Consider the following 22,014-nt stretch of genomic DNA (forward strand, 5'->3'; position numbering starts at 1 on the left):
ACGTCATGAAAACAGTAATCGTCATTGGAGCAGGACCAGGGAATGGATATGAGATCAGCAAACGATTCGGACAAGAAGGCTTTCAAGTCGTTTGTGCGGCGCGGACACAAGAAACACTCGCAGCCGTTATCACGGAACTAAAAGAAGCGGGTGTGGAAGCGGTCGGAGTGGAATGTGATGCTTCTCGAAAAGCCGATATCGCATCACTCATCGAATGGACAGAGGAGCAGTACGGACAAGTTGATGTCTTAGTCTATAATGCTTCGATTTTACATCAAGCGTCTGTCCTTGAAGTCTCAGCAGAACAGATTACGAAAGAGTTCGAAATCGATGTGCTCGGTGCACTGCATGCCGCACAACTCGTTGCTCCGTCGATGCAAGAACGGAAAGACGGCGCGATCCTGATTACTGGAGGCGGCGCTGCGATGCAAGCGATCAAATCGTTGCCAGGGCTTTCAATCGGGAAGGCAGGCGTTCGACAAGTGACGCATATGTTACATGATACATTGAAGGAAGACGGTGTCTACGTCGGAACTGTCACGATTGCCGGAGAAGTGAAGCGTGGCACGGCACTTGATCCAAAAAATGTAGCGGAAGCGTTCTATCAACTTTATACGAACCGAAATGAAGTCGAAACGGTTCTATCAGCAGACTAACGAATAACCAAGATAGCATATGCGGGTTCGGGCTTTGACCGGATCCGTATTTTCATGGAAAGGAGCGAAACAAAAGTGAGACGATACGCCATGATGAGTCTACTTTTTCTATTCGTTCTCATCGGTTGTGCACCAGAAGAAACCGATGTGCTTGGCATCAAACAACCGGATGACGAAAAGGTCACGAAGGCGACGGTCGAGCGCGTCATCGATGGGGATACGTTAAAAGTAAAGTTGGCGGATGGAAAAACGGAGGACGTTCGTCTACTCCTTGTCGATACACCAGAAACCGTCAAACCGGATACACCGGTTCAACCATATGGAACGGAAGCGTCAGCGTTTACGAAAGAGACCTTACCGAGCGGAACAGCTATTCGGGTCGAGCGTGACCATTCCCGGACCGATCGATACGGAAGATTACTCGCATACGTCTGGTACGGTGATAAGATGTTGAATCAGGAGTTACTTCGAAAAGGGCTCGCACGTGTAGCGTTCGTCTATGAGCCGGATACACGTTATGTCGATATGTTCGAACAGATCGAACAGGAAGCCAAGCAGTCGAAGAAAAAGATTTGGGAGCACGATGGCTACGTCACAAATCGTGGCTTTGACGCTCAAGCGATTACAGAAACGAAATCCTGCGAAATCAAAGGCAACATCAATCGGTCAGGTAAAAAAATCTACCATGTACCGGGAGGGCAGTCCTACGATGAAGTGAAGCCGGAGCAACGATTCTGTACGGAAAAAGAAGCAGAAGAAGCCGGATTCGTCCGCGCTACACGCTAATGAATGCAAACAAAAAGCCATCTACCGATGGCTTTTTGTTTATTCTACAGGTGGTGAGGGAGATTGATACTGTTGTACTTTATCATCTTCATCAAAGGAGATCGTGACATCGGTGACCCCTTTAAGAATTCGAATTTGCAGTTCAAGCCGGTCCTTGATGTCGTCCGCTTGGGCAATCGTTAAGTTAGGATCCACTTCAATCTCTGTCTCGACATGGAAGTGATCCCCTTCCTTGATGACTTCAAGTTTTTCGATATCCCGAACGGCCTCATCACGTAAGAGAATTTCACCAATTTTAGCAGTCAGTACTTCATCAATTTCACCGAGCGCACCGGCAGCGTTTTGAATAAAGACATTATAAACGACGTAAAACATCATCAGACCAATCAAAATCGATGCAATGCCCTCTGCTTGATAAAACGATGTGTAGTGTGAAATCAGAACAGCGATGATTGCGATGATACCACCGAGAGTCGCAACAAGATCTTCCATGAAGACAAGACGTGTAGCTGGTTTTGCCTGCCCAAGATGGGTGAAGCTTTGACCAACAAGTGTCAACCCTCTAGACTTAAGCCCGGTTTCATGAGCAATCTCGATCATCGCTTTATAAAAGACGCCGACTTCGAGTACAACACCAATTCCAAGTGCCGTCAAAATGATCCAAAGCCCAGTCGTCTCTTCGCCAGGACCATGTGTGATATGCAAGATGCCTTCCCGGATCGTCTCATACGCAAGCAACGCGACGACGATGATTGCAGCCAGTAACACGAGGTTAACAAGGCGACCGAATCCGTTCGGAAACCGTTTCGTCGGTGCTTTTTTACTGAGAGCAGAACCGATATAGACGAAAAACTGATTCGCCGCATCACCGATTGTATGCATCATTTCGGCAAACATCGCCACATTCCCAGTCAAGATATAAGCGACGAACTTGATGATAGCAATGATTGTATTGACGACAGCAGCAGCAAGGGCTGACTTATTGCCGCGACGGATCAATGAGAAAAAAGTGGCCATGAACGGTTCTCTCCTTGTCTATTCAAAATAGGTTAACCGCGTCCTGCTTGGAAAGACGGATAAAGTGTCATCCCACCGTCCGCAAAGAGTGTGATCCCTGTGACATAACTTGCTTCGTCTGACGCAAGCCATGCGGCAACGGCAGAAATCTCTTCTGGTTTCCCGATGTTGCCCATTGGGATCATGCTCTCGACTTCTTTTCGTTGTTCTGGATCTTCGAATTTTTCAGCATTGATCGGTGTATTGATCGCACCAGGTCCAATCGCATTGACCCGAATGCCTTTTGGTGCATATTCCATCGCAAGAGTTTGTGTCATCAATTTGACGCCACCTTTACTCGCAGCGTAGTGGACGAACGTTGGCCATGGAATGATTTCATGAACACTCGACATGTTGATGATGCTACCTTTGACATCGTGTTCGACGAAGTACTTCAGTGCTTCACGCGCACCGAGGAATGCCCCTGTTAAGTTGACGTCGATGACTTTTTGCCAGTCTTCGAGTGACATTTCATGAGATGCTGACGGCATCTCGATTCCCGCGTTATTGACGAAAACATCCAACTGACCAAAGTGTGCGACAGTCTCTTTGACGAGGTTGATCATATCGTCTTCCTTCGAGACATCTCCTTGGACGATCAGGGCTTCGCCACCCTGTTCTTTAATCGATTCAGCGATTTTCTTCGCTTCTTCCGGGTGACTGCGGTAGTTGATGACGACACGCATGCCTTCTTCTGCATAGCGGCGAACGACAGCTTCACCGATTCCCATTGATCCACCTGTTACGATGGCGACTTTTCCTTTTAAACTTTCATACATGATGCTTCACTCCTTCATTATTGTTTCGTAAATCCAATCATGATTCCGCCGGCAACGACTAAAATACAACCGATGATGACAAAGGTCATCTCTTTCTTTGTCTTCGTTTCTTTCAGTAAGAGGACACCGCCAATCGTTGAGATGACGACCCCTGTTTGGGAGAGGGAGAAGCTCGTCGCGACCCCGACTTTTGCCGTCGCAAACAGTAAAGCGACGTTCCCGACAGCCCACATGAGTCCACCAACCGTATTGCCGGCTGTTTTTTTCGTGAAGAGATCTCCTTCTCGTAAAGAAAGAAGAATCGCACTCACGACCATCCCGACAGCTTGTGGTAAGACTGCTTCCCAGCCATTGATATCGAACCAACGGGCAATGACGACGTAGCCGACATACCCGACAGTCGAGATGAGGAGGAGCGTCAGACCTTTTCCTATATTCTCATCTTCTTTACTCTTATCTTCCTTGTAAGACGTGAAAGCTGCTCCGGCAATGATCAATACAAGGGCACTGATTCCGAGAATCAACGCAGTTGTCGTTGACCACTCTCCGAAAGCGAGAACACCGAACAATGATGTTCCGACGAGTTGCATTCCTGTTGAGATTGGCATCGTCTTTGAGACACCCATCTGACGAAAGGCAGCAAACTGATTTTTTTGACCGAGCGCCCAGAAAGCACCAGAAAAGAATCCGGCGATCCAAGCAGTCGTCGACAGCTCTGGGCTGACAAAAAAGAAGGTGACGATCGCGAAAAGCAACGCACCCAGAGTCGTACCGATAATTTGTTGCGCCGTTGAACCTCCGATTTTCGAGACGACGAGCGGCAACGATCCCCACATCAATGCAGGAACGATGGCAATTAAAATATCAATCAAGTGTTTCACCTCTCCTTACTATTATCTCTCTACTTGAAGCTGTACCCCGCGAGACGCGAGGAAAAACCTCGAAGCGCGAAGAAGAGTTATTCTGAAATAAAAAAAACGCCCACCGAAGTGAACGTTTACTGGTATTTCGTTTATCGGAACGGTTCGTCAGCAATCCGAACGATTTGTCGTCCGATTCGGCGACCATTCCATAAAGCGATGACCGCAATCGTCAAGGAAATCCCCATGACATCGTACTGCGTAAAATAATAGCCGAGATAACTAAAAGGTAGGCTGATGATTCCGACGAGTGAACTCGTCCACTGCCGGATTTTGAGTGATTCGATGTTCGCGACGCGAGAGAACTTTTGTTGCTCCATGATCCGCCAACGCGTCGGTTCGCTGAGAGCGTCGTTGACAAGGCGCGGGAAGGCAAGCAATCGCGCACCGTAGGATCCGGCAATCTGTAGGTAACGGTTTTGGTTTTTCCCTTCGTCATCGAGCCAACGTCGAACCATTGGCTTGGCTAACTCGAGTAGATTGATTTGTGGTGAAAGAATCTGAAGGATCCCAAGAATCGTCGAGGCAGCACGACCGAAGAACGCGAACTCGGCAGGAAGCTGGATCGGTTCGTTTCGGACGAGCAATTCGATATCGGATAAGACCTTCTCAATCAGCTTCGTATCGACGTTTTCCATATCACTCTCGAGATAAAACGTGACCGCTTTTTCAATCGCTTGTCGGATGTTTTGCTTATTCGCATTCGGCAACAGGAATCGTAAATCTTCTAAACCATCGACGATCGCATCGTAATCCAAGGTGACGAAAGATTGGAGGATTCGTTGAATCGCCCGCATGTCATCAGGCGTCGTCGCTCCAATCATACCGAAATCTAGCAAAACAATTTTGCCATCAGACTGGACAAGGACGTTACCTGGGTGTGGATCGGCGTGAAATTTCCCACCGAACAGTAATTGCTCACCAGCGTTTAAGAATAAATTACGCGCTAGTTCGTCACGGTCAATCTGATGTTCTGCTAAATAATCGAGGTCGGTGATACGTGTCCCGTCAATCCATTCCATGACGAGCACCCGATTCGTACAATGTTCTTCATAATAACTCGGAATATAGATGACAGGATTCGTCTCGTACATCTTTTTAAAGTAGAGACCGTTTTTTAATTCAGTTCGGTAATTCAATTCATCACCAATGACGAAGACCATTTGGCGGTACAGACTTTGTAGATCAGTCGATTTGTTTAATGACGTCCGACGTAACATGGCGATGACGATGCGCATGGCACGGAAATCGGTCTTGATGATTTGTTCGATATTCGGTCGCTGGACTTTGATCGCGACTTTTTTACCGTTTGATTTTAAGGTTCCGCTGTACACCTCACCAATCGAGGCAGAAGCGACAGGACGGGGACTGATGTCCGAGATGATCTCTTCAATCGGCATGCCCCAATCTTCTTCGATGATCTTTCGTGACTCTCCGAGTTTGCTTGAAGGTACTTTATCGACCAGTTCGGTCAGTTCCATCAAGACGGATGGTGGGAACAGATCGGCTCGAATCGATAAGAACTGGCCGAGCTTGATCAGTAATCCTTCTAGCCGTAATGCTTTTTTCTTATAGTCACGCGCAATCCGGATCATGATGCGCTCAAACTCTTCGTTGTTCGTACCTGGCCGGTTTTTCCGGGTGAATCGATAGATCGTAAAAATGTAACGTGCGAACATCGTCACGATGACGACGATGCGATAAAGCGCCCAACGTTTCATACGGTCACCTAGCTTCCTGTACAGTTTGTTTCAGTATAGGTTACTTTACCTAAAAACGTCACTCGCAAACGGTCGAAACGGTGACAGAAAATTAATGCTTTACGGAAACTAAAAAGAGAGTATAGTAAGTATTGGAATTTCTTTGTAGAAAGGTGAAATGTGCGCATGTCCTGGGACTTATTGAATATCATCGGCACGGTCGCTTTTGCGATGAGTGGTGCGATTGTTGCGATGGAAGAAAAATATGATTTATTCGGTGTTTGGTTACTTGCTTTGATCACAGCATTCGGCGGCGGTGCCATTCGTAATTTACTGATTGGTGTACCGGTATCCGCTCTTTGGTCGCAAGGTGGTCTCTTCTTAGTCGCAATTCTCGTTGCGTTGTTGATCTTCATGTTACCCCAGTTGTTTTTGCCGCACTGGACACGTTGGGGCGTCCTCGCGGATGCGCTTGGGTTGTCGGCGTTTGCGATTCAAGGTGCTTTGATGGCGACAGCAAAAGGATTGCCGTTGTCTGCGACGATTTCAGCAGCTGTGCTGACTGGTGTTGGTGGTGGAGTGATTCGGGATTTACTCGCAGGTCGGAAACCACTCGTCTTGCATAAAGAAATTTATGCGATGTGGGCCGTCATGGCAGCTCTCGTGATTGATCGCTTCCAATTGACGAATCCTCTACATTTGTTCACATTGCTTGGACTCATCACGGTTTTACGTATGCTATCGTATTATTATGAATGGAATTTACCAGCACGACGGTTAGGGGGAGAATAAGCATGAAAGTTTTCATTATGATTGGCGCGATCTCGATGATGTTATCGGTCGCACTAGGTGCATTCGGTGCACACGCTTTGAAAGATATGCTAACGGAACGGATGCTCGCGAACTGGCAGACAGGCGTACTTTACCAGATGGTACACTCGCTCGGCATCCTAGCACTCGGGGGACTCTTGTTAAAGGTATCGATTCCACAATGGTCATTAGCAGCATGGCTGATGCTTGCCGGTATCGTTTTCTTCTCCGGTAGTCTGTACGTCATGGCATTGACGAATGTGACGAAACTTGGAGCGATCACACCAATCGGTGGTGTCTTATTCATCGCAGCATGGATTTTTGTCGCAATCGGCGCATACAAAGGGTTATGAGGATAAACCGTTTTTCTTCAGTTGATCTGAAGAAAAACGGTTTTTTTTCATACGAAAAACGCCTACTCAGTTCAGAGTAGGCGAAGGTATCAAAACGGACTCACCGTTTTGCCGTTTGTGTTTTATTTAGCTTCGATAATGCTTGCTCATAGCGATCCAGTACGCGATCTGCAACCGGTTTCAGCTCTTTTGAAAGCACAGCGAATTGCAATTCACGCGATCGTGTCGATCGGTTCATAGCATTCCCCATGGTAATTCCTCCTTACGTCATTCAACCTACTGTTTTATAGCCGCAAGGAGTATATTCCCATGAGATATTTCAATCAAACGTCATTCAACACATTAAAGTGCAAAATGAGTATTTAATTGTTCACTTTCAAGACGGTTGCCGATGAAGAACTCACCAAACTCACCGTACTTCGCGCTGACTTCATCAAAACGCATTTCGTAGACGATTTTCTTAAACTGAAGAATATCGTCTGAGAAGAGCGTGACGCCCCATTCCCAATCGTCGAATCCAGTTGATCCACCGATGATTTGCTGAATTTTTCCAGCGTAACTCCGACCGATCATCCCGTGACGATACATGAGCTCTTTACGTTTCTCCATCGAGAGCGTGTACCAGTTGTCGCCATCGCGACGTGACTTGCTCATCGGATAGAAGCAGATGTGCTTCGCTTGCGGCAGAATCGGATAGAGACGATCACGCACGTACGGATTTTCGTATGGGTTCCCTTCGCCTGAACCACGGTACGTACCGAGTTCGACGACAGAGACGTAAGAGTACGTCGGGATCAAGTAATCATAGAGATCAAGTTTCTGCATTTTGACTTCGACGTCTTGGATTTGTTCCATCGTTGGACGAAGAACCATCAAGACGAGATCAGCTTTTTGACCGATGATTGTATAGAGTGCGTGGCTTCCGTCTTTTGTCGCTTCGACATCAGAAAGCTCTGAGAGGAAAGCTTGGAACTCTTCAATCATGCGCGCGCGGTCTGTCGCGTCGATTTGTTTCAAGCGTGACCAATCGATCCGGCGGAAATCATGTAATGTATACCAGCCGTCGAGTGTTTCAGCGGCTTGTTGCGTAGCAGTCGGTTCAGATGTTTGATGTTGCATGGGATGACCTCCTGAGTCTGAAATAAGTTGTCTTTTTCCATATCCTATCTTATCACATTCTATGGATGGGCTTCGCCCAAAAAGGTCTTTGTCCATGAAGTCGTAACACATGAAAAAAGCAGAGAGTGGGTAAAAGGGGAAGGGGAGATTATTTTGCTTGGAAATAGTCTCTGTATCATTCTTGAAAATGACTGTAATAGTCGATTAATATGGCTTCAGTGCTTTTGTTAGATAACTTTTTTGCAAATTGTTTTAATAACGATTGAGAACTGTGTATAATAAACGATGGAAAAGAAAATCGATCAAATCGACGACGTCGTGTTTACCTAAAAAGGAGAGAAACTCATGCAATTATTCGATATGTTAGAACAAAAGATTAAAGCGCACCAACCGAAAATCGTCTTCCCAGAAGGAATTGACGCGCGTGTTCTTGGCGCAGCTGTCCGTTTGAAGAAAGACGGTCTCGTCACACCGGTCGTCATCGGACCACGTGTACAAATCGAAGAAACAGCAACAGCAAACGGAATCGATGTCACTGGACTTGATACGATTGATCCTGCTTCTTACGCTGGAATTGATGAGCTCGTCGCATCGTTCGTTGAGCGCCGTAAAGGGAAAGCAACTGAAGAGCAAGCACGTGCTGTCATCTTAAAAGACGTGAACACGTTCGGTACGATGCTCGTTCACACAGGACAAGCAGAAGGTCTTGTATCGGGAGCAATGCACGCAACAGGCGATACAGTTCGTCCAGCACTTCAAATCATCAAAATGCAAGAAGGCTATAAAAAAACATCAGGCGTCTTCATCATGGTACGTGACGAAGAGCAATACGTCTTTGCAGACTGCGCGATCAACATCGCACCGGATGCAAACGATCTAGCAGAGAACGCAATCGCATCTGCGAAAACAGCGAAAACATTCGGTATCGATCCGAAAGTGGCATTGCTTAGCTTCTCGACAAAAGGTTCAGCAAAATCACCAGAGACAGAGCGTGTCGTTGAAGCAACTCGTATTGCTAAAGAACGTGCACCGGAGCTTGCAATCGATGGCGAACTTCAATTCGATGCTGCATTCGTTCCAAGCGTCGCGAAATCAAAAGCACCAGAATCAGATGTCGCAGGTCAAGCGAACGTCTTCATCTTCCCAAGTCTTGAAGCTGGAAACATTGGCTACAAAATCGCACAACGTCTTGGTGGATTCGAAGCAATTGGTCCGATCCTTCAAGGTTTGAACAAACCGGTCAACGATCTTTCACGCGGTTGTAACGAAGAGGATGTCTACAAACTCGCGATCATCACGGCAGCACAAGCGGTCGAAGAACGCCAAGCCTAAGCATGGTGTGAAAAAGTCTTTACTTTTTCGCTAAACCCCGTACAATGGTACACATCACGAAAATCACGAAACGTAAACGTATAGCAACGCTCGTATAATAGTGGGAATTGGCCCACGAGTCTCTACCGGATCGCCGTAACGGTCCGACTACGGGTGGTGAGTTACTGCTCTCTTTTTTGACGTACAGTGGCTGCCCCCGGGTAGCGGCTGTACGTTTTTTCGTTTTTAAAGAGGAGAATGCATGTATGAAACGTCTACACGACATGATTAATCAAGAGGGAATCGTCTTATCGGATCAAGTATTGAAAGTGGATGCCTTTTTAAACCACCAGGTCGACCCGACCTTGATGTGGGAAATCGCCTATGAGTTCATGGACCGCTTCCAAGATGCCGGTATCACGCGGATTTTGACAATCGAAGCAGGTGGTATTGCCCCGGCAATGATGACGGCGCTCCGTTTAGGTGTACCAATGGTCTATGCCCGTAAGACGAAATCCGTCACCTTGAATGAAGGGACGATTTCAGCTGAAGTCTTCTCGTTTACGAAACAACAGACGAGTACGATTACGGTTGCAGAAAAATACCTGCAACCAGGTGAGCGTGTCTTGATCATTGACGATTTCCTCGCAAACGGGGAAGCGGCATTTGGTCTTGCTCGCCTCGTTGAACAGGCAGGAGCAGAAGTTGCCGGTTTTGGAATCGTCATTGAAAAGTCGTTCCAACCGGGACGTCAAAAACTGATCGACGCTGGATTCCGCGTCGAGTCACTCGCTCGCGTGGAGTCGTTGAAGGACGGAAAGGCGACGTTCGTCAATTCGGTGACCATATGAGACTATCAAACTTCAAAGCCGCTAGTCTCGGACTTCAGCATGTGCTTGCGATGTACACCGGAGCAGCTGTTGTTCCGCTGATCGTCGGGAGTGCGATCGGATTGTCGGGAGAAGAACTCGCTTATTTAGTGGCGATTGATCTTTTCATGTGTGGCGTAGCGACCTTATTACAAGTACTCGTCACGAAATACACAGGCGTCGGTCTTCCTGTTGTGCTCGGTTGTACTTTCACGGCAGTCGGTCCGATGATTGCGATCGGTAGCCTTCAAGGGATCACGGCGATTTACGGTGCTTTGATTGCGAGTGGGCTGATCATTCTCGTCATCTCAGGCTGGTTCAGTAAGATTGCAGTCCTGTTTCCGCCAGTCGTCCTTGGTTCTGTCGTGACGATCATCGGCATTTCCTTGATTCCGGCTGCGATCAATGACATCGGAGGCGGACAGGGCGCGAAGGACTTTGGTGACGCACGTTATCTCGGACTCGCTGGACTGACGATCGTCTTGATTTTAATCTTGAATCGCTATGGAACTGTTTTCTCAAAAGCAGCAGCCGTCTTGATTGCTGTGATGATCAGTACACTCGTTGCGTTCGGAATGGGGATGATCGACTTCAGTCCGGTGGCGGAAGCGTCATGGTTCCAAATGGTGACACCGTTTTACTTCGGTGTACCGACATTCAATGCGACCGCTATCTTGACGATGACGCTCGTGGGTCTCGTCTCGATGGTCGAATCGACAGGTGTATTCTTGACACTTGGTGAGATCACGGATCGTCGCTTGACGGATAAGGATCTAGCGCGTGGCTACCGGGCAGAAGGGGTTGCAACGATCGTTGGCGGCATCTTCAATAGTTTTCCGTATACGACCTACAGCCAGAACGTCGGTCTAGTTCAATTGACTGGCGTGAAGACACGTAAAGTCATTTTATTTGCGGGCGGATTTTTGATCTTGCTCGGCTTCTTACCCAAAGTGGCGACGTTTACGACATTGATTCCAAAACCTGTCCTAGGTGGGGCAATGTTGATCATGTTCGGAACGGTCGCAGCGAGCGGGATTCGTATTCTGTCGCGGGTCGATTTTTCGAAGAACGAACACGTCATCACGGTGGCACTCGCGCTCGGAATTGGTTTAGGAATCAGTATGAATCCTGAGATCGTAGCCGGTCTCCCGTCACAAATCCGTGTCTTGACGGATAGCCCAATCGTCGCGGGATCGCTGACGGCATTATTACTGAATGGCATCTTCCGATTGACCGGGAAGTCCGAGACAGCAGATGTACCACTTGCTAAAGTTGATTAACAATTGTAACTTTCCGAAAGGAGCCATCCTGTATACTATTTAGTAGCAGATGGTTCCTTTTTTTATATTGCTATTGTAATCAGAATATTCCGAGTATGTGGATTTGGTGAGAAATATTGGATGAAAACGTTTACAAAATCGACACATCTTCTTTATACTGACAACGTAGCGGTACGGGGAACTGCTAAGAAACAAACAGAGACGGGAAGGACGTCGTAAAAATGAAACAACAGACAGAGTTGAATCGGGGACTGGAAGAACGTCATATTACACTAATGTCGCTGGGGGCGGCAATCGGTGTCGGACTCTTCCTCGGGTCAGCGAAAGCGATCCAACTGGCAGGTCCAGGGATCTTACTTGGTTATCTGATCGGTGGTATTATCATCTTCATCATCATGCGAGCACTTGGGGAGCTTGCGGTGCGGGAGCCGGTAGCTGGTAGTTTTGCGGAGTATGCCCGGAAGTATGTCAGTCCATTAGCTGGTTTTTTAACAGGTTGGAATTATTGGTTACTCTGGATTTTTACGTGTATGGCGGAAATCACAGCAGTCGGTATTTACATGAAAGTATGGTTCCCGGATTCCCAGGGCTGGGTATGGGCACTAGCAGCACTTGTCTTGATGACGAGCATCAACTTCATTGCTGTTAAATTTTATGGTGAATTCGAATTTTGGTTTGCGTTGATTAAAATCGTCGCGATCGTCGCCATGATCATCTTAGGAACTTTGACGATCGTCATTGGTCTTGGGAACGGCGGCACACCAGTTGGGATTTCGAACCTGTGGTCACATGGTGGATTCCTACCGAACGGGTTCACTGGTGTACTTCTTGCCATGCAGATGGTCATGTTTGCGTTCTTAGGAATTGAAGTGATTGGGGTCACAGCAGGGGAAGCGAAGAACCCGAAGAAAACGATTCGAAAAGCCGTTAACAACGTCTTCCTTCGGATTTTAGTATTCTACATCGGGGCGCTCTTCGTCATTTTATCGATTTATCCGTGGGATCAAGTTGGTGCAAATAACAGTAGTCCGTTCGTATTACTATTTGATTCACTTGGTATTCCGGCAGCAGCCGGCATCATCAACTTTGTTGTCTTAACGGCAGCACTCTCGTCATGTAACTCGGGTATCTTCTCGACAGCCCGGATGATGATGAACTTATCCGAGAACAGTGAAGCACCACGTCGCTTCTCGAAAATCTCGAAAAACGGTGTTCCAGCACTGGCGACGATTCTTTCAGGTGTCGCATTGCTAGTTGGTGTCGCTTTGAACTACTTCTTACCGGAAGACGTCTTTGCGATCGTGACGAGTATCGCGACGTTTGGAGCCGTCTGGACGTGGGCGATGATTCTGATCGCTCAGATGCGGGCACGGAAGGTACATGGTTCAGCAGAATTTGCTGTTCCGTTCTTCCCGGTCGCGAACTACTTCGCACTTGCAGCACTAGCTGGTGTCATCGTTTTGATGGCATTTGATGCAAGTACGCGCATCGCTTTGGTCGTTGGACCACTGTGGTACGCGATTCTGATCGCTGTCTATTATGCACGGGGAATGCATAAGGAGACACGTCAGTCGATTCGGAAAGCATCAGGAGAATAAGGAAACGGGCGGATCCGGAAACGGGTCCGCTTTTTCATCACTTCGTATCAAACGGTTTCGTTTTGTTTTAACGATAGATTTGCTACACTTACGACAGAACCATACAGGAGGTCATACGAGATGAAAACGATTCATGTAGACGAGTTACAAGAGCGATTAGAGGCAGGCGAAGCGTTGCACGTCGTCGACGTCCGTGAGCAGGATGAATACGATGCAGGACACATTCCGAACGTCCGCTTCCTTCCGATGTCTGAGATCGGCGAACGCTATACGGAGTTGCAAGAAGGTGAAACCTACTACTTGATCTGCAAAGCAGGCGGACGGAGCGAAAACGTCGGTCGTTTCCTCGAGCAGTACGGATATGATATCGTTAATGTCGAAGGCGGCATGATGAACTGGAAAGGCGATCAAGAAGCATAAGGGTAAGCGTTATCAAGGGAGACGACTCGAAATGAGTCGTCTTTTTTCATGTGAACGAGTACACGTTTATCGATTTTTCTATGAACATTTTTCGTTATTCTTCCGATAGAGAAGGTAGAATAGCGAGTCCTTGCACTCGAGAATGGAGTGACACATGGAACAAAAGATCAAACGAACGATGAGCATCAAACAAAAGTTAATACTGACATCGATTCTATTATTAGTAATTCCAGCGCTCGTAATCGGATTTGTCGCCTACAATCAGGCAAAACAAACGATGACGGAGCAAATCCTGCAGTCGGCACATGGTGGAGTTGATCGAATGAATGATGAGATCCAGAATATCATCGATCCGATGCGGCGCGATGTCGCCTTTTTTGCGGACCGGATTGACGGCACGCTTTATCAAAAAGGAAAACCGAATGCAGCGTTAAAAGAAAAAATGACGGAATATCTCGATATGCATCCGCAAGCAGCGAACATCTACTTCGCGACGACGGAAGGGGATATGAACATTTTCCCGGAACAGGTCATGCCCGAGAATTATGACCCACGTGAACGCCCGTGGTATCAGTCAGCGGAAGCGGCAGGTGGAAAAGTCGTCATCACCGATCCGTACGTTGATGCTGCTTCGAACAAGATGATGGTGACATTGTCACAGACGACGGGTAACGGGAAAGGTGTCGTGGCGATTGATGTCGATGTCGACCGGATCGCGGAAATCGCGAAAAAGATTAAAATTGGTAAAGAAGGTTATGTGACGATTCTTGATTCGAATAAAAAGTTCGTCACGCACCCGACGTTAAAACCAGGTGAAAAGGCGACAGGGAACTGGGTTGCGCCCCTCTATGCGGATCCAGCTGGAGAATTTTCGTATGAATTCGAAAACGAAGGCAAACAGATGGACTTCATGACGAATGATTTAACGAAGTGGAAGGTTGCCGGAACCCTGTACGATCATGAAATCACCGATGCGACGTCGAGTATTCTTTGGACAACGCTCGCCGTCATCGGCGGAATGTTACTCGTCGCAGCCGTCTTCATTTACTTCATTCTTCGCTCGATCCTCCGCCCACTCGGTCATTTGACACGTGGGGCAGAACGGATTCAATCTGGTGATTTGACAGAACCCGTCATCGTTGAGTCAAACGATGAGGTTGGGCAAGTCGCGCAAAGCTTTAACGTCATGGTCGACTCACTCCGCTCGATCATCATCAATCTTGATCAGTCGATCACACAAGTGGCCGGTTCGTCGCAGGAATTAATGGCGAACTCTGCCCAGACGACGTCCGCATCGGAACAAATTGCGGGATCGATTCAACAGGTCGCAGCAGGGGCGGATCAATCGAAGCGTCAACTTGATGCGAACGCTGTTTCGTTACAGTCGATTACAGCCGGCATCATGCGGATCGCTGAGAGCTCGACCGATGTGTCAGAGCTATCACGTTCAACGGCAACAGAAGCCGAGAACGGAACAGTTGCTGTCCTGCAGAATGTCCAGCAGATGAAAGAAATCGATGCCTCTGTTCAAAACTTCGGTGGCGTCATCAGTTCACTCGCACATCGTTCGAATGAGATCGGAAAAATCGTCGATGTCATCAATAGCATTGCCGAACAAACGAATTTATTAGCACTGAATGCGGCAATTGAAGCGGCACGCGCAGGCGAAAACGGAAAAGGCTTTGCCGTCGTTGCAAGCGAAGTACGAAAACTGGCAGAGCAATCACAGGATTCAACGAAGCAGATTGCCCAACTGATTCAAAACATCAAACAGGAGACGGATCAGTCAGTCAAGATGATGAGAGAGGTATCGGGACAGACGAAAGCCGGTTTATCGACGACAGAAGCATCAGCAGAACGATTCCAGAAGATTCTCGAACGGACGCAAGAGATGACACCGCGGATTGAAGATGTGACGGCAACTGTCGAGGAAATCGCAGCGAACGTTCAAGAGGTTTCTGCCTCTGCAACCGAAATCGCACATATCGCGCAAGAGAATTCATCGGCGTCGAAACAAGTGGCGGCGACGACAGAAGAACAGTTGAGTGCGATGGAAGAGATTTCGCAATCAGCCAAAGCATTATCCGATATGGCGGAAGAATTACAGGTGCTCGTTGCCCGTTTCCGTGTTTAAGCCATCGATTATACAAAGCAAGGAAGCTATTCTTCCTTGCTTTTTTTGTCTGCCACCATTTTGTGACGAACTGAACAAATAGCTTGGAATCCTTGTGAATCCGGGCTTGAGATGGTACTAAATCGGGAATTTAATAAATATCTAAACACTTCGAAGGAGGTGGGTGCGATGAAGCAGTTACGCAAGATGAGAGAGTGGAGTGAAGCGGGGCTTTTGGACGAAGCAACCGTCAAACGAATCGTCGATTATGAGAACAATCGTAAGGAAAAGCAACGTCTACCGCTCTTGTTGATTGTAGGGGGTACGTTCGTCGTATTGGCTGTATTCAGCTTTTTAGCTGCCAACTGGCAAGCGATGCCGGTTGGCTGGAAAATCGGGCTTGTCGTAGCACTCATGTGGAGCTGTTACGTCATGGCGGATCTTTCGGAACGTCGGAGTATGTTGCATCCGATTGTCTTCCGAATCGGTGGAATCCTAGCGTTTGGCGCCTCGATTCTCGTCGTTGTTCAAAGTTTCCACTTGCCGATGGAAGGATCATTACTCGGATGGTGTGTGTTTGTCGCCGCGTTAGCGCATTATGTGCTTTGGCGTCATGAAGCATACGGTGTCGTCGCCTTCCTTTCCGGATGGACGATCTTCACGAGTCTCGGTGGTTTTGGTCAAGAACAGGCGAGTTATCTCGACTGGACATCGTTCGGTCTGATGGTCGTGCTGTCGTTCAGTTGGTTTTACTTCAGCCAACGTCTGCCATCGCTTTTGTTTAGCTGGCTGTTTCTCTTCTTCAGTGGTCTCTCCTTGTTTCTCCTTGTATCATATGACGGATTCCTGTGGCCGGTCTGGACGCTATTTTTACTCGTTCCAGTTCTCTGGCTTGTTCCTGAGGAGTCCAATCGTCGGATCGTCGAAATGGTCTATCTGGTCGTTGCTGCCATCAGTTCGATCGTCTATCTGTCTGTACGTGCGGAATCAAATGCCACATTACCATCCATGACAGAAGCGATTCTGCTAGCTATCGTATCCATCGGGTTAGGAATCTTCCTCTATCAAAAACGTCGCTCCTTATTGTTTATCGTTCCGCTTGGATTCGTCGGAGTCCTGTGGCTCGATGAACAGGCAATTCTACTTGCCATCCTCGTTGAACTATCGGCGCTACTGTATCTGTTGTATCAAGAACGCCGTCATGCGGTCGTCTGGCCAGCCTTTCTCTATTTCATTCTCGTTCAAATCGCGATATATGTCATCTATGCGTGGGATCGGTTGAACATGTCTTTATTTTTCCTCATCGGTGCGCTACTCATCTTCCTATTATCCGGTGTCTTATGGTGGTTACGCCGTAGAGGAGGTGTGACGTCATGAAGCGTTATCTGATGCCTGTATTGCAGACGTGCGCCGTCGGTCTGTTGATTGTCAGCTTTTTTGCGACCTCCTGGTTCGGAACATCGTACCGTTTTCGGGCAGAACCGTTTGATCCGTTTGATCCCGTTTACGGCGAATACGTGATGCTGCAGTATCCGGATTTAAAACCAGGTCCGACGATTCAAAATGGACGTGTCTATGTCAGCTTCAAGACCGATGCTTCTGGTTATGCTCAAATCGACCGGATTTCGAATGAACGATTCTTTGGAAGTGTCGCCGGCGACTATTACGATCAATACGTGTCGATTCCACAATTGACGCAGTATTATGTCGAACAGGGAAGCGGAAAACAATATGAAAAAGCAAAAGCACTGGAAGTCCGTGCGGATGTGTCACCATGGGGAACGATCCGGACGACGAATTTAAAAATTTCTGAGTAAAAAACCTTGCGTCAGGAATGAAACGGTTGTACTATTAATTTAAATTTTCAGACAACTAAATCTGCATGCGTAGACGGGAAGAGTAAAGTGATCAGAAATCGATAGAGAGTCTCTGTTGCTGGAAATGAGACGATTTCGTCATTTGAAGATGGTCCCGGAGCAGTCGGAAGAACGTGAACCGTGTTCATCAGTAGAACCGACCGGTAGGACGGATACCGTTAGCATTCCAGGGAGTCTCGTACTCCTAGAGGTGGCTGAACGTGAGTTGAGCCATGAACGAAGGTGGTACCACGTGATCAGACATCACGTCCTGAGAGATAAGGGCGTGGTGTCTTTTTTGTGGGGACGTCCGCGCAGGAGGAGGATGACGAGATGGCAGAAGCATTGGTATTGCAATCAGACTTTGGCGTGAGTGACGGGGCAGTGAGTGCGATGTATGGGGTTGCGCATAGCATCAATCCAGAGATTCGGATTTTTGATTTGACGCACGACATTCCGCCCTTCCACATTTGGGAAGCGTCCTATCGGTTACTGCAGACGGTACCGTACTGGACGGAGCAAACGGTGTTCGTTTCTGTCGTTGATCCAGGTGTCGGATCGAGTCGAAAGAGTGTCGTCGCGCGGACGCATGCGAATCAATACATCATCACACCAGATAACGGAACGTTGACGCATCTTTGGCAAGCCGGATACATTGCTGAAGTGAGGCAACTCGATGATCGACGGCATCGCTTACCTCGAATGGGTGAATCGTATACGTTTCACGGACGAGATATCTTTGCCTTCACGGGTGCTCGGTTATCGAGCCATGTCATCACCTTCGAGGAAGTAGGACCCGTTTTACCTGCTTCGGACATCGTCTTGCTCGACCGGACACTTGCCTCGTCGTCAGATACCGGTGTTACCGGTATCGTCGAGATTCTCGATGTTCGCTTCGGAAATGTCTGGACGAATATTCCGGTCGCTCTCGTCCGTCAGGCGGGTCTCGACATCGGTAGCCACGTCAAGGTAACGATTTCGTACCGAGAACGGATTGTTTACGAACAAACACTGCTCTTTGGTCATTCGTTCGCCGATGTGCCGGTTGGTTCAGGCGTCGTCTACATCAACTCGCTGGATCAGATTGCTCTTGCCTTGAATCAAGGTTCGTTTGCGCATGCATTTGAGGTTGGAATCGGAAATGATTGGAGTGTTAACGTACAACATATTAAAGGAGGAGATCGAACATGAAAGGATTTACGACAAAACAGATCGTCGCAACCGGGATCGGAGCAGCAGTATTCATCATTTTAAGTCGATTCGCTGTGATTCCGACAGGCGTACCGAACACGTCAATCGAGACATCCTATGCATTTCTCGCATTCATGGCAGTTTTGTTCGGACCAGTCACAGCCGGTTTGATTGGTTTAATCGGTCATGGATTAAAAGATGCGATTTTATATGGATCCCCGTGGTGGAGCTGGGTCATCGTATCCGGGTTCGTCGGCTTTGGCATCGGATTGATCGCTAACCGGATTCGTCTAGAAGAAGGCGGATTGACGACACGTAAAATCGTCTTATTCAATGTCACACAAGCCATCGTGCAAGCGATCGGTTGGATCATCATTGCACCGGTACTCGATATCTTAATTTACACGGAGCCAGCGAACAAAGTCTTCGTCCAAGGGGCTGTCGCTGCGACATCGAACATCTTGACGGTCGGTGTCATTGGAACGTTGTTGCTCGTCACCTATGCGAAAACAAGAAGTAAAGCAGGCAGCTTGAAACGCGAAGCTTGACCGAATGAGCTATGATCCTGTGCGAAGAGACGGCAGGATCATAGCTCATTTAGCTTGGGGGGAGAAGGACATGACAAACGTAATCGAATTTCAGGATTTTTCATTTACATATCGGAGTCAGTCGGAACCGACACTCCGACAGATTCAGTTAACGATTCAAGCAGGCGAACGCATCTTAATCGTGGGACCGTCGGGTTCAGGAAAAAGTACGCTCGCCCAGTGCATCAATGGGTTGATTCCGTTCTCGTACCCGGGAACGTGGGAAGGACAGGTCCTGATCAAGGATCAGGATGCCCGGGAGTTATCGTTATTTGATCGTTCGCTGCATATTGGAACGGTGTTACAGGATCCAGATGCGCAGTTCGTTGGTTTATCGGTTGGCGAAGACATCGCCTTTGCGCTCGAAAATAAACAGACTGGGCGACCGGAAATGCAGGAGATCGTCGAACGTGTCGCACGGATGACGGATGTCGAGACGCTCTTGCAAGCACGATTGAATGATCTATCAGGAGGACAACGACAACGGGCGGCATTAGCCGGAGTCCTCGTGGAAGATGCGGACATCTTACTGTTTGATGAGCCGCTCGCGAATCTCGATCCAGTAGCGGGACAAGAGGCGATGACGCTTATGGATCGACTGCAACGTGATACGAATCGCACATTGATTGTCGTCGAACATCGGATCGAGGATGTACTCGTCATTCCGTTTGACCGCATCATCGTCATGGTCGATGGCGAAATCATCGCTGATGATCATCCGGATGTCATCTTAAGTAACGGAAAACTGCAAGAAGCGATCTTGCGTGAACCTCTCTATGTCAGTGCCGCACGCTGGGCTGGGCTTGCCGTTCAACCTTCAGATCAGCCGAGCCGCATCGATCCCTTTTTAAAGCGATTCAACCAGACGAACGTGTTAGAGCGTTTAGAGAAAGCACCCCAAAAAGAGGTTGCAACCTCTACTTCATTGCTTGAACTCAATCAGTTGGCGTTTCATTATCGTCAAGGAACGCCGGTGCTTGAGAATGTGACGGCGACTTTTCAAAAAGGAACACTGACGACGATCGTTGGTCAGAATGGTGCCGGAAAATCCACGCTTGCGAAAGTGTTGAGTGGTTACCAACGGACGACAGGTGGTCGGATCCTGCTTGACGGAATCGACATCACGAACCAATCGATCGCAGAGCGAGCAGGAACGATCGGATTCGTTCTGCAAAATCCGAATCATATGATTTCGAAGCACCTCGTGCAGGAGGAAATCCGCTACGGGATGCAGGCGCTCGGATTAAGTGAGGCGGAAGAAAACGAGCGTCTCGAGCAGACATTACGTCGTTGCGGATTATATCCGTTTCGTAATTGGCCGATTCAAGCACTGAGTTTTGGTCAGAAGAAACGAGTGACGATTGCTTCGATTCTCGTTCGACGACCGGATATCTTGATTCTCGATGAACCAACAGCCGGTCAAGATTATCGGCATTATTCGGATATGATGGACTTTTTAGAAGGATTGAAGCAGGACGGAATGACGTTACTCATCATCACGCACGACATGCATCTCGTCTTAGAATACAGCGATCAAGTCTGCCTCGTGCAAGCTGGGCGCATCCGTTACGCCGGAACATCATTTGGACTGCTGAATCAAGAACAATTGCTGCATCATGCCCATTTAAAACAAACATCGCTCTTTACGCTAGCGCAACACCTCGAAGTCGATCCGGAACGATTCGTCGAGTCCGTGATTACGGCGGAGCGAAAGGAGCGGGAACAATGGCTGTAGAAATGCTTGGCTATATTGAAAAAACGTCACCGATTCATCGATTGACGGGAACGACGAAACTGATCGGATTCTTATTATTTACGACAGCAACGATGTTCACCTATGATACACGTGTCTTACTTGTCATGGGATTAGTCAGCATCGTGTTATTCCGATTGTCGCGTATTCAGTTTCGGGAAGTCCGGTTCGTCTTGATCTTTACAGCGATTTTCGTCCTGATCAATGCGCTTGCTGTTTATCTGTTCGAGCCAGAGCAGGGCGTGGCAATCTACGGGTCGCGCCACGTCTTATTTGAAGGCATCGGGCGCTTTACGGTAACGGCAGAACAGTTGTTTTATCTGTTTAATCTCATCTTAAAATACAGTGTGATCGTTCCGATTGCCGTGCTATTTCTCGTCACGACCCATCCGACGGAATTCGCTTCTTCATTGAATCGGATTGGTGTTCCGTATAAAATCGCCTTTGCAGTTTCCTTAGCACTCCGTTACATTCCAGACGTACAAGCGGATTTTCGGACGATCGCGAATGCTCAAGAAGCACGAGGGATTGCTGTCTCACACGGCTCCCTTTGGCAACGGGCACGTAATAGCATCCAGATTTTACTTCCGTTGCTATTTACGAGTTTGGAGCGGATTGAGACCGTCAGTAATGCGATGGATCTCCGTGGATTCGGTGCCGGACGAAAGCGGACGTGGTACAACCAACAGACGATGACACAAATCGATTATGTCGCGATCGGCTGTGTGCTACTTTTGACGGTTTTGTCATTCGTCGTCACTTTCTATGATGGTAATCGCTTTTATAATCCGTTTTAAAAATGAGATACGAAAAAGGCAGTGGATGCGTCCACTGCCTTTTGTCATATGACTGATCCA

At 48.0% G+C, this 22,014-nt stretch carries 22 protein-coding genes and 1 riboswitch; of the genes, 16 read left to right on the forward strand and 6 right to left on the reverse strand.

Features of this window, described 5'->3' with window-relative positions; translation table 11 throughout:
* Positions 1 to 5 precede the first annotated feature (5 nt).
* Entirely contained in the window at positions 6 to 656 is a 651-nt protein-coding gene (locus L985_RS01355; protein ID WP_029343173.1) for an SDR family NAD(P)-dependent oxidoreductase, read from the forward strand.
* Positions 657 to 746: 90 nt separating this feature from the next.
* On the forward strand, positions 747 to 1,442 hold the full coding sequence (locus L985_RS01360; protein WP_071908736.1) for a thermonuclease family protein: 696 nt from the start codon (positions 747 to 749) through the stop codon (positions 1,440 to 1,442).
* A gap of 39 nt (positions 1,443 to 1,481) precedes the next feature.
* On the opposite strand, the gene L985_RS01365 is transcribed toward L985_RS01360, so the two are convergent.
* The 4 genes from L985_RS01365 to L985_RS01380 all read right to left on the reverse strand — a co-directional run bounded on the left by L985_RS01365 (position 1,482) and on the right by L985_RS01380 (position 5,918).
* Positions 1,482 to 2,459 carry a cation diffusion facilitator family transporter gene (locus L985_RS01365; protein WP_029343175.1) on the reverse strand — a complete coding sequence of 326 codons (978 nt, stop codon included), beginning with the start codon at positions 2,457 to 2,459 and terminating at the stop codon, positions 1,482 to 1,484.
* Positions 2,460 to 2,491: 32 nt separating this feature from the next.
* Complete coding sequence (locus L985_RS01370; RefSeq protein WP_029343176.1) at positions 2,492 to 3,277, reverse strand: glucose 1-dehydrogenase; 786 nt, start codon at positions 3,275 to 3,277, stop codon at positions 2,492 to 2,494.
* Between the two features lie 17 nt (positions 3,278 to 3,294).
* Positions 3,295 to 4,146 carry a GRP family sugar transporter gene (locus L985_RS01375; protein ID WP_029343177.1) on the reverse strand — a complete coding sequence of 284 codons (852 nt, stop codon included), beginning with the start codon at positions 4,144 to 4,146 and terminating at the stop codon, positions 3,295 to 3,297.
* 143 nt (positions 4,147 to 4,289) lie between these two features.
* A complete protein-coding gene (locus tag L985_RS01380; protein ID WP_023466751.1) occupies positions 4,290 to 5,918 on the reverse strand; it encodes an ABC1 kinase family protein in 1,629 nt (542 codons plus the stop codon).
* A 165-nt stretch (positions 5,919 to 6,083) separates the two neighbouring features.
* Between L985_RS01380 and L985_RS01385 the strand changes: the two genes are divergently transcribed.
* Both L985_RS01385 and L985_RS01390 read left to right on the forward strand, forming a co-directional pair.
* Positions 6,084 to 6,689: a trimeric intracellular cation channel family protein gene (locus tag L985_RS01385; protein ID WP_023466752.1), complete on the forward strand. Its 606-nt coding sequence runs from the start codon at positions 6,084 to 6,086 to the stop codon at positions 6,687 to 6,689.
* A 2-nt stretch (positions 6,690 to 6,691) separates the two neighbouring features.
* Entirely contained in the window at positions 6,692 to 7,060 is a 369-nt protein-coding gene (locus L985_RS01390) for a DUF423 domain-containing protein (protein WP_029343179.1), read from the forward strand.
* A 100-nt stretch (positions 7,061 to 7,160) separates the two neighbouring features.
* Here the strand turns inward: L985_RS01390 and L985_RS16995 are convergent, their stop codons facing one another.
* Together L985_RS16995 and hemQ are read right to left on the reverse strand one after the other, a co-directional pair.
* A complete protein-coding gene (locus tag L985_RS16995; RefSeq protein WP_169738100.1) occupies positions 7,161 to 7,310 on the reverse strand; it encodes a hypothetical protein in 150 nt (49 codons plus the stop codon).
* 92 nt (positions 7,311 to 7,402) lie between these two features.
* Positions 7,403 to 8,179, reverse strand: a complete 777-nt coding sequence (gene hemQ, locus L985_RS01395; RefSeq protein WP_029343180.1) for a hydrogen peroxide-dependent heme synthase — start codon at positions 8,177 to 8,179, stop codon at positions 7,403 to 7,405.
* A gap of 345 nt (positions 8,180 to 8,524) precedes the next feature.
* On the opposite strand from hemQ, the gene pta reads away from it, so the two are divergent.
* From pta to L985_RS01455, 12 genes are all read left to right on the forward strand, one after another.
* The gene (gene pta / locus L985_RS01400; protein WP_029343181.1) at positions 8,525 to 9,511 is read left to right on the forward strand and encodes a phosphate acetyltransferase; all 987 of its coding nucleotides are present in this window, start codon (positions 8,525 to 8,527) and stop codon (positions 9,509 to 9,511) included.
* Between the two features lie 70 nt (positions 9,512 to 9,581).
* Positions 9,582 to 9,681: riboswitch (purine riboswitch) on the forward strand.
* A gap of 75 nt (positions 9,682 to 9,756) precedes the next feature.
* Positions 9,757 to 10,341 carry a xanthine phosphoribosyltransferase gene (locus L985_RS01405; protein ID WP_029343182.1) on the forward strand — a complete coding sequence of 195 codons (585 nt, stop codon included), beginning with the start codon at positions 9,757 to 9,759 and terminating at the stop codon, positions 10,339 to 10,341.
* The gene (locus L985_RS01410; RefSeq protein ID WP_029343183.1) at positions 10,338 to 11,639 is read left to right on the forward strand and encodes a nucleobase:cation symporter-2 family protein; all 1,302 of its coding nucleotides are present in this window, start codon (positions 10,338 to 10,340) and stop codon (positions 11,637 to 11,639) included. The genes L985_RS01405 and L985_RS01410 overlap by 4 nt, the downstream gene beginning before the upstream one ends.
* 221 nt (positions 11,640 to 11,860) lie before the next feature.
* Positions 11,861 to 13,237 carry an amino acid permease gene (locus L985_RS01415; RefSeq protein ID WP_047391963.1) on the forward strand — a complete coding sequence of 459 codons (1,377 nt, stop codon included), beginning with the start codon at positions 11,861 to 11,863 and terminating at the stop codon, positions 13,235 to 13,237.
* 120 nt (positions 13,238 to 13,357) lie between these two features.
* Positions 13,358 to 13,657 carry a rhodanese-like domain-containing protein gene (locus L985_RS01420; protein ID WP_029343185.1) on the forward strand — a complete coding sequence of 100 codons (300 nt, stop codon included), beginning with the start codon at positions 13,358 to 13,360 and terminating at the stop codon, positions 13,655 to 13,657.
* A gap of 154 nt (positions 13,658 to 13,811) precedes the next feature.
* On the forward strand, positions 13,812 to 15,791 hold the full coding sequence (locus L985_RS01425) for a methyl-accepting chemotaxis protein (protein WP_047391960.1): 1,980 nt from the start codon (positions 13,812 to 13,814) through the stop codon (positions 15,789 to 15,791).
* Positions 15,792 to 15,959: 168 nt separating this feature from the next.
* Entirely contained in the window at positions 15,960 to 17,147 is a 1,188-nt protein-coding gene (locus L985_RS01430) for a DUF2157 domain-containing protein (protein WP_047391955.1), read from the forward strand.
* The gene (locus L985_RS01435) at positions 17,144 to 17,587 is read left to right on the forward strand and encodes a GDYXXLXY domain-containing protein (protein ID WP_047391952.1); all 444 of its coding nucleotides are present in this window, start codon (positions 17,144 to 17,146) and stop codon (positions 17,585 to 17,587) included. Before L985_RS01430 ends, L985_RS01435 begins: the two co-directional genes overlap by 4 nt.
* Positions 17,588 to 17,959: 372 nt before the next feature.
* Positions 17,960 to 18,817, forward strand: coding sequence for an SAM hydrolase/SAM-dependent halogenase family protein (locus L985_RS01440; protein ID WP_029343188.1), 858 nt, complete (start codon positions 17,960 to 17,962; stop codon positions 18,815 to 18,817).
* Positions 18,814 to 19,365, forward strand: a complete 552-nt coding sequence (locus L985_RS01445; RefSeq protein ID WP_023466768.1) for an ECF-type riboflavin transporter substrate-binding protein — start codon at positions 18,814 to 18,816, stop codon at positions 19,363 to 19,365. The genes L985_RS01440 and L985_RS01445 overlap by 4 nt, the downstream gene beginning before the upstream one ends.
* 70 nt (positions 19,366 to 19,435) lie before the next feature.
* The gene (locus L985_RS01450; RefSeq protein ID WP_047391947.1) at positions 19,436 to 21,139 is read left to right on the forward strand and encodes an energy-coupling factor transporter ATPase; all 1,704 of its coding nucleotides are present in this window, start codon (positions 19,436 to 19,438) and stop codon (positions 21,137 to 21,139) included.
* Positions 21,130 to 21,954 carry an energy-coupling factor transporter transmembrane component T family protein gene (locus tag L985_RS01455; RefSeq protein ID WP_047391940.1) on the forward strand — a complete coding sequence of 275 codons (825 nt, stop codon included), beginning with the start codon at positions 21,130 to 21,132 and terminating at the stop codon, positions 21,952 to 21,954. The genes L985_RS01450 and L985_RS01455 overlap by 10 nt, the downstream gene beginning before the upstream one ends.
* Positions 21,955 to 22,014: the final 60 nt, after the last annotated feature.

Origin of the sequence: Exiguobacterium sp. ZWU0009, assembly GCF_000798935.2 — a bacterium.
Lineage (GTDB): Bacteria > Bacillota > Bacilli > Exiguobacteriales > Exiguobacteriaceae > Exiguobacterium_A > Exiguobacterium_A acetylicum.

What these genes read in the sequence shown, in the direction of transcription:
- L985_RS01435 (WP_047391952.1), top strand. Translation starts at nt 17,144, where the DNA reads ATGAAGCGTTATCTGATGCCTGTATTGCAGACGTGCGCCGTCGGTCTG.
- L985_RS01365 (WP_029343175.1), bottom strand. Translation starts at nt 2,459, where the DNA reads ATGGCCACTTTTTTCTCATTGATCCGTCGCGGCAATAAGTCAGCCCTT.
- L985_RS01370 (WP_029343176.1), bottom strand. Translation starts at nt 3,277, where the DNA reads ATGTATGAAAGTTTAAAAGGAAAAGTCGCCATCGTAACAGGTGGATCA.
- L985_RS01355 (WP_029343173.1), top strand. Translation starts at nt 6, where the DNA reads ATGAAAACAGTAATCGTCATTGGAGCAGGACCAGGGAATGGATATGAG.
- pta (WP_029343181.1), top strand. Translation starts at nt 8,525, where the DNA reads ATGCAATTATTCGATATGTTAGAACAAAAGATTAAAGCGCACCAACCG.
- L985_RS01415 (WP_047391963.1), top strand. Translation starts at nt 11,861, where the DNA reads ATGAAACAACAGACAGAGTTGAATCGGGGACTGGAAGAACGTCATATT.
- L985_RS01380 (WP_023466751.1), bottom strand. Translation starts at nt 5,918, where the DNA reads ATGAAACGTTGGGCGCTTTATCGCATCGTCGTCATCGTGACGATGTTC.
- L985_RS01445 (WP_023466768.1), top strand. Translation starts at nt 18,814, where the DNA reads ATGAAAGGATTTACGACAAAACAGATCGTCGCAACCGGGATCGGAGCA.
- L985_RS01420 (WP_029343185.1), top strand. Translation starts at nt 13,358, where the DNA reads ATGAAAACGATTCATGTAGACGAGTTACAAGAGCGATTAGAGGCAGGC.
- L985_RS01390 (WP_029343179.1), top strand. Translation starts at nt 6,692, where the DNA reads ATGAAAGTTTTCATTATGATTGGCGCGATCTCGATGATGTTATCGGTC.
- L985_RS01455 (WP_047391940.1), top strand. Translation starts at nt 21,130, where the DNA reads ATGGCTGTAGAAATGCTTGGCTATATTGAAAAAACGTCACCGATTCAT.
- L985_RS01360 (WP_071908736.1), top strand. Translation starts at nt 747, where the DNA reads ATGATGAGTCTACTTTTTCTATTCGTTCTCATCGGTTGTGCACCAGAA.
- L985_RS01425 (WP_047391960.1), top strand. Translation starts at nt 13,812, where the DNA reads ATGGAACAAAAGATCAAACGAACGATGAGCATCAAACAAAAGTTAATA.
- L985_RS01385 (WP_023466752.1), top strand. Translation starts at nt 6,084, where the DNA reads ATGTCCTGGGACTTATTGAATATCATCGGCACGGTCGCTTTTGCGATG.
- L985_RS01440 (WP_029343188.1), top strand. Translation starts at nt 17,960, where the DNA reads ATGGCAGAAGCATTGGTATTGCAATCAGACTTTGGCGTGAGTGACGGG.
- L985_RS01450 (WP_047391947.1), top strand. Translation starts at nt 19,436, where the DNA reads ATGACAAACGTAATCGAATTTCAGGATTTTTCATTTACATATCGGAGT.
- L985_RS01405 (WP_029343182.1), top strand. Translation starts at nt 9,757, where the DNA reads ATGAAACGTCTACACGACATGATTAATCAAGAGGGAATCGTCTTATCG.
- L985_RS16995 (WP_169738100.1), bottom strand. Translation starts at nt 7,310, where the DNA reads ATGGGGAATGCTATGAACCGATCGACACGATCGCGTGAATTGCAATTC.
- L985_RS01410 (WP_029343183.1), top strand. Translation starts at nt 10,338, where the DNA reads ATGAGACTATCAAACTTCAAAGCCGCTAGTCTCGGACTTCAGCATGTG.
- hemQ (WP_029343180.1), bottom strand. Translation starts at nt 8,179, where the DNA reads ATGCAACATCAAACATCTGAACCGACTGCTACGCAACAAGCCGCTGAA.
- L985_RS01430 (WP_047391955.1), top strand. Translation starts at nt 15,960, where the DNA reads ATGAAGCAGTTACGCAAGATGAGAGAGTGGAGTGAAGCGGGGCTTTTG.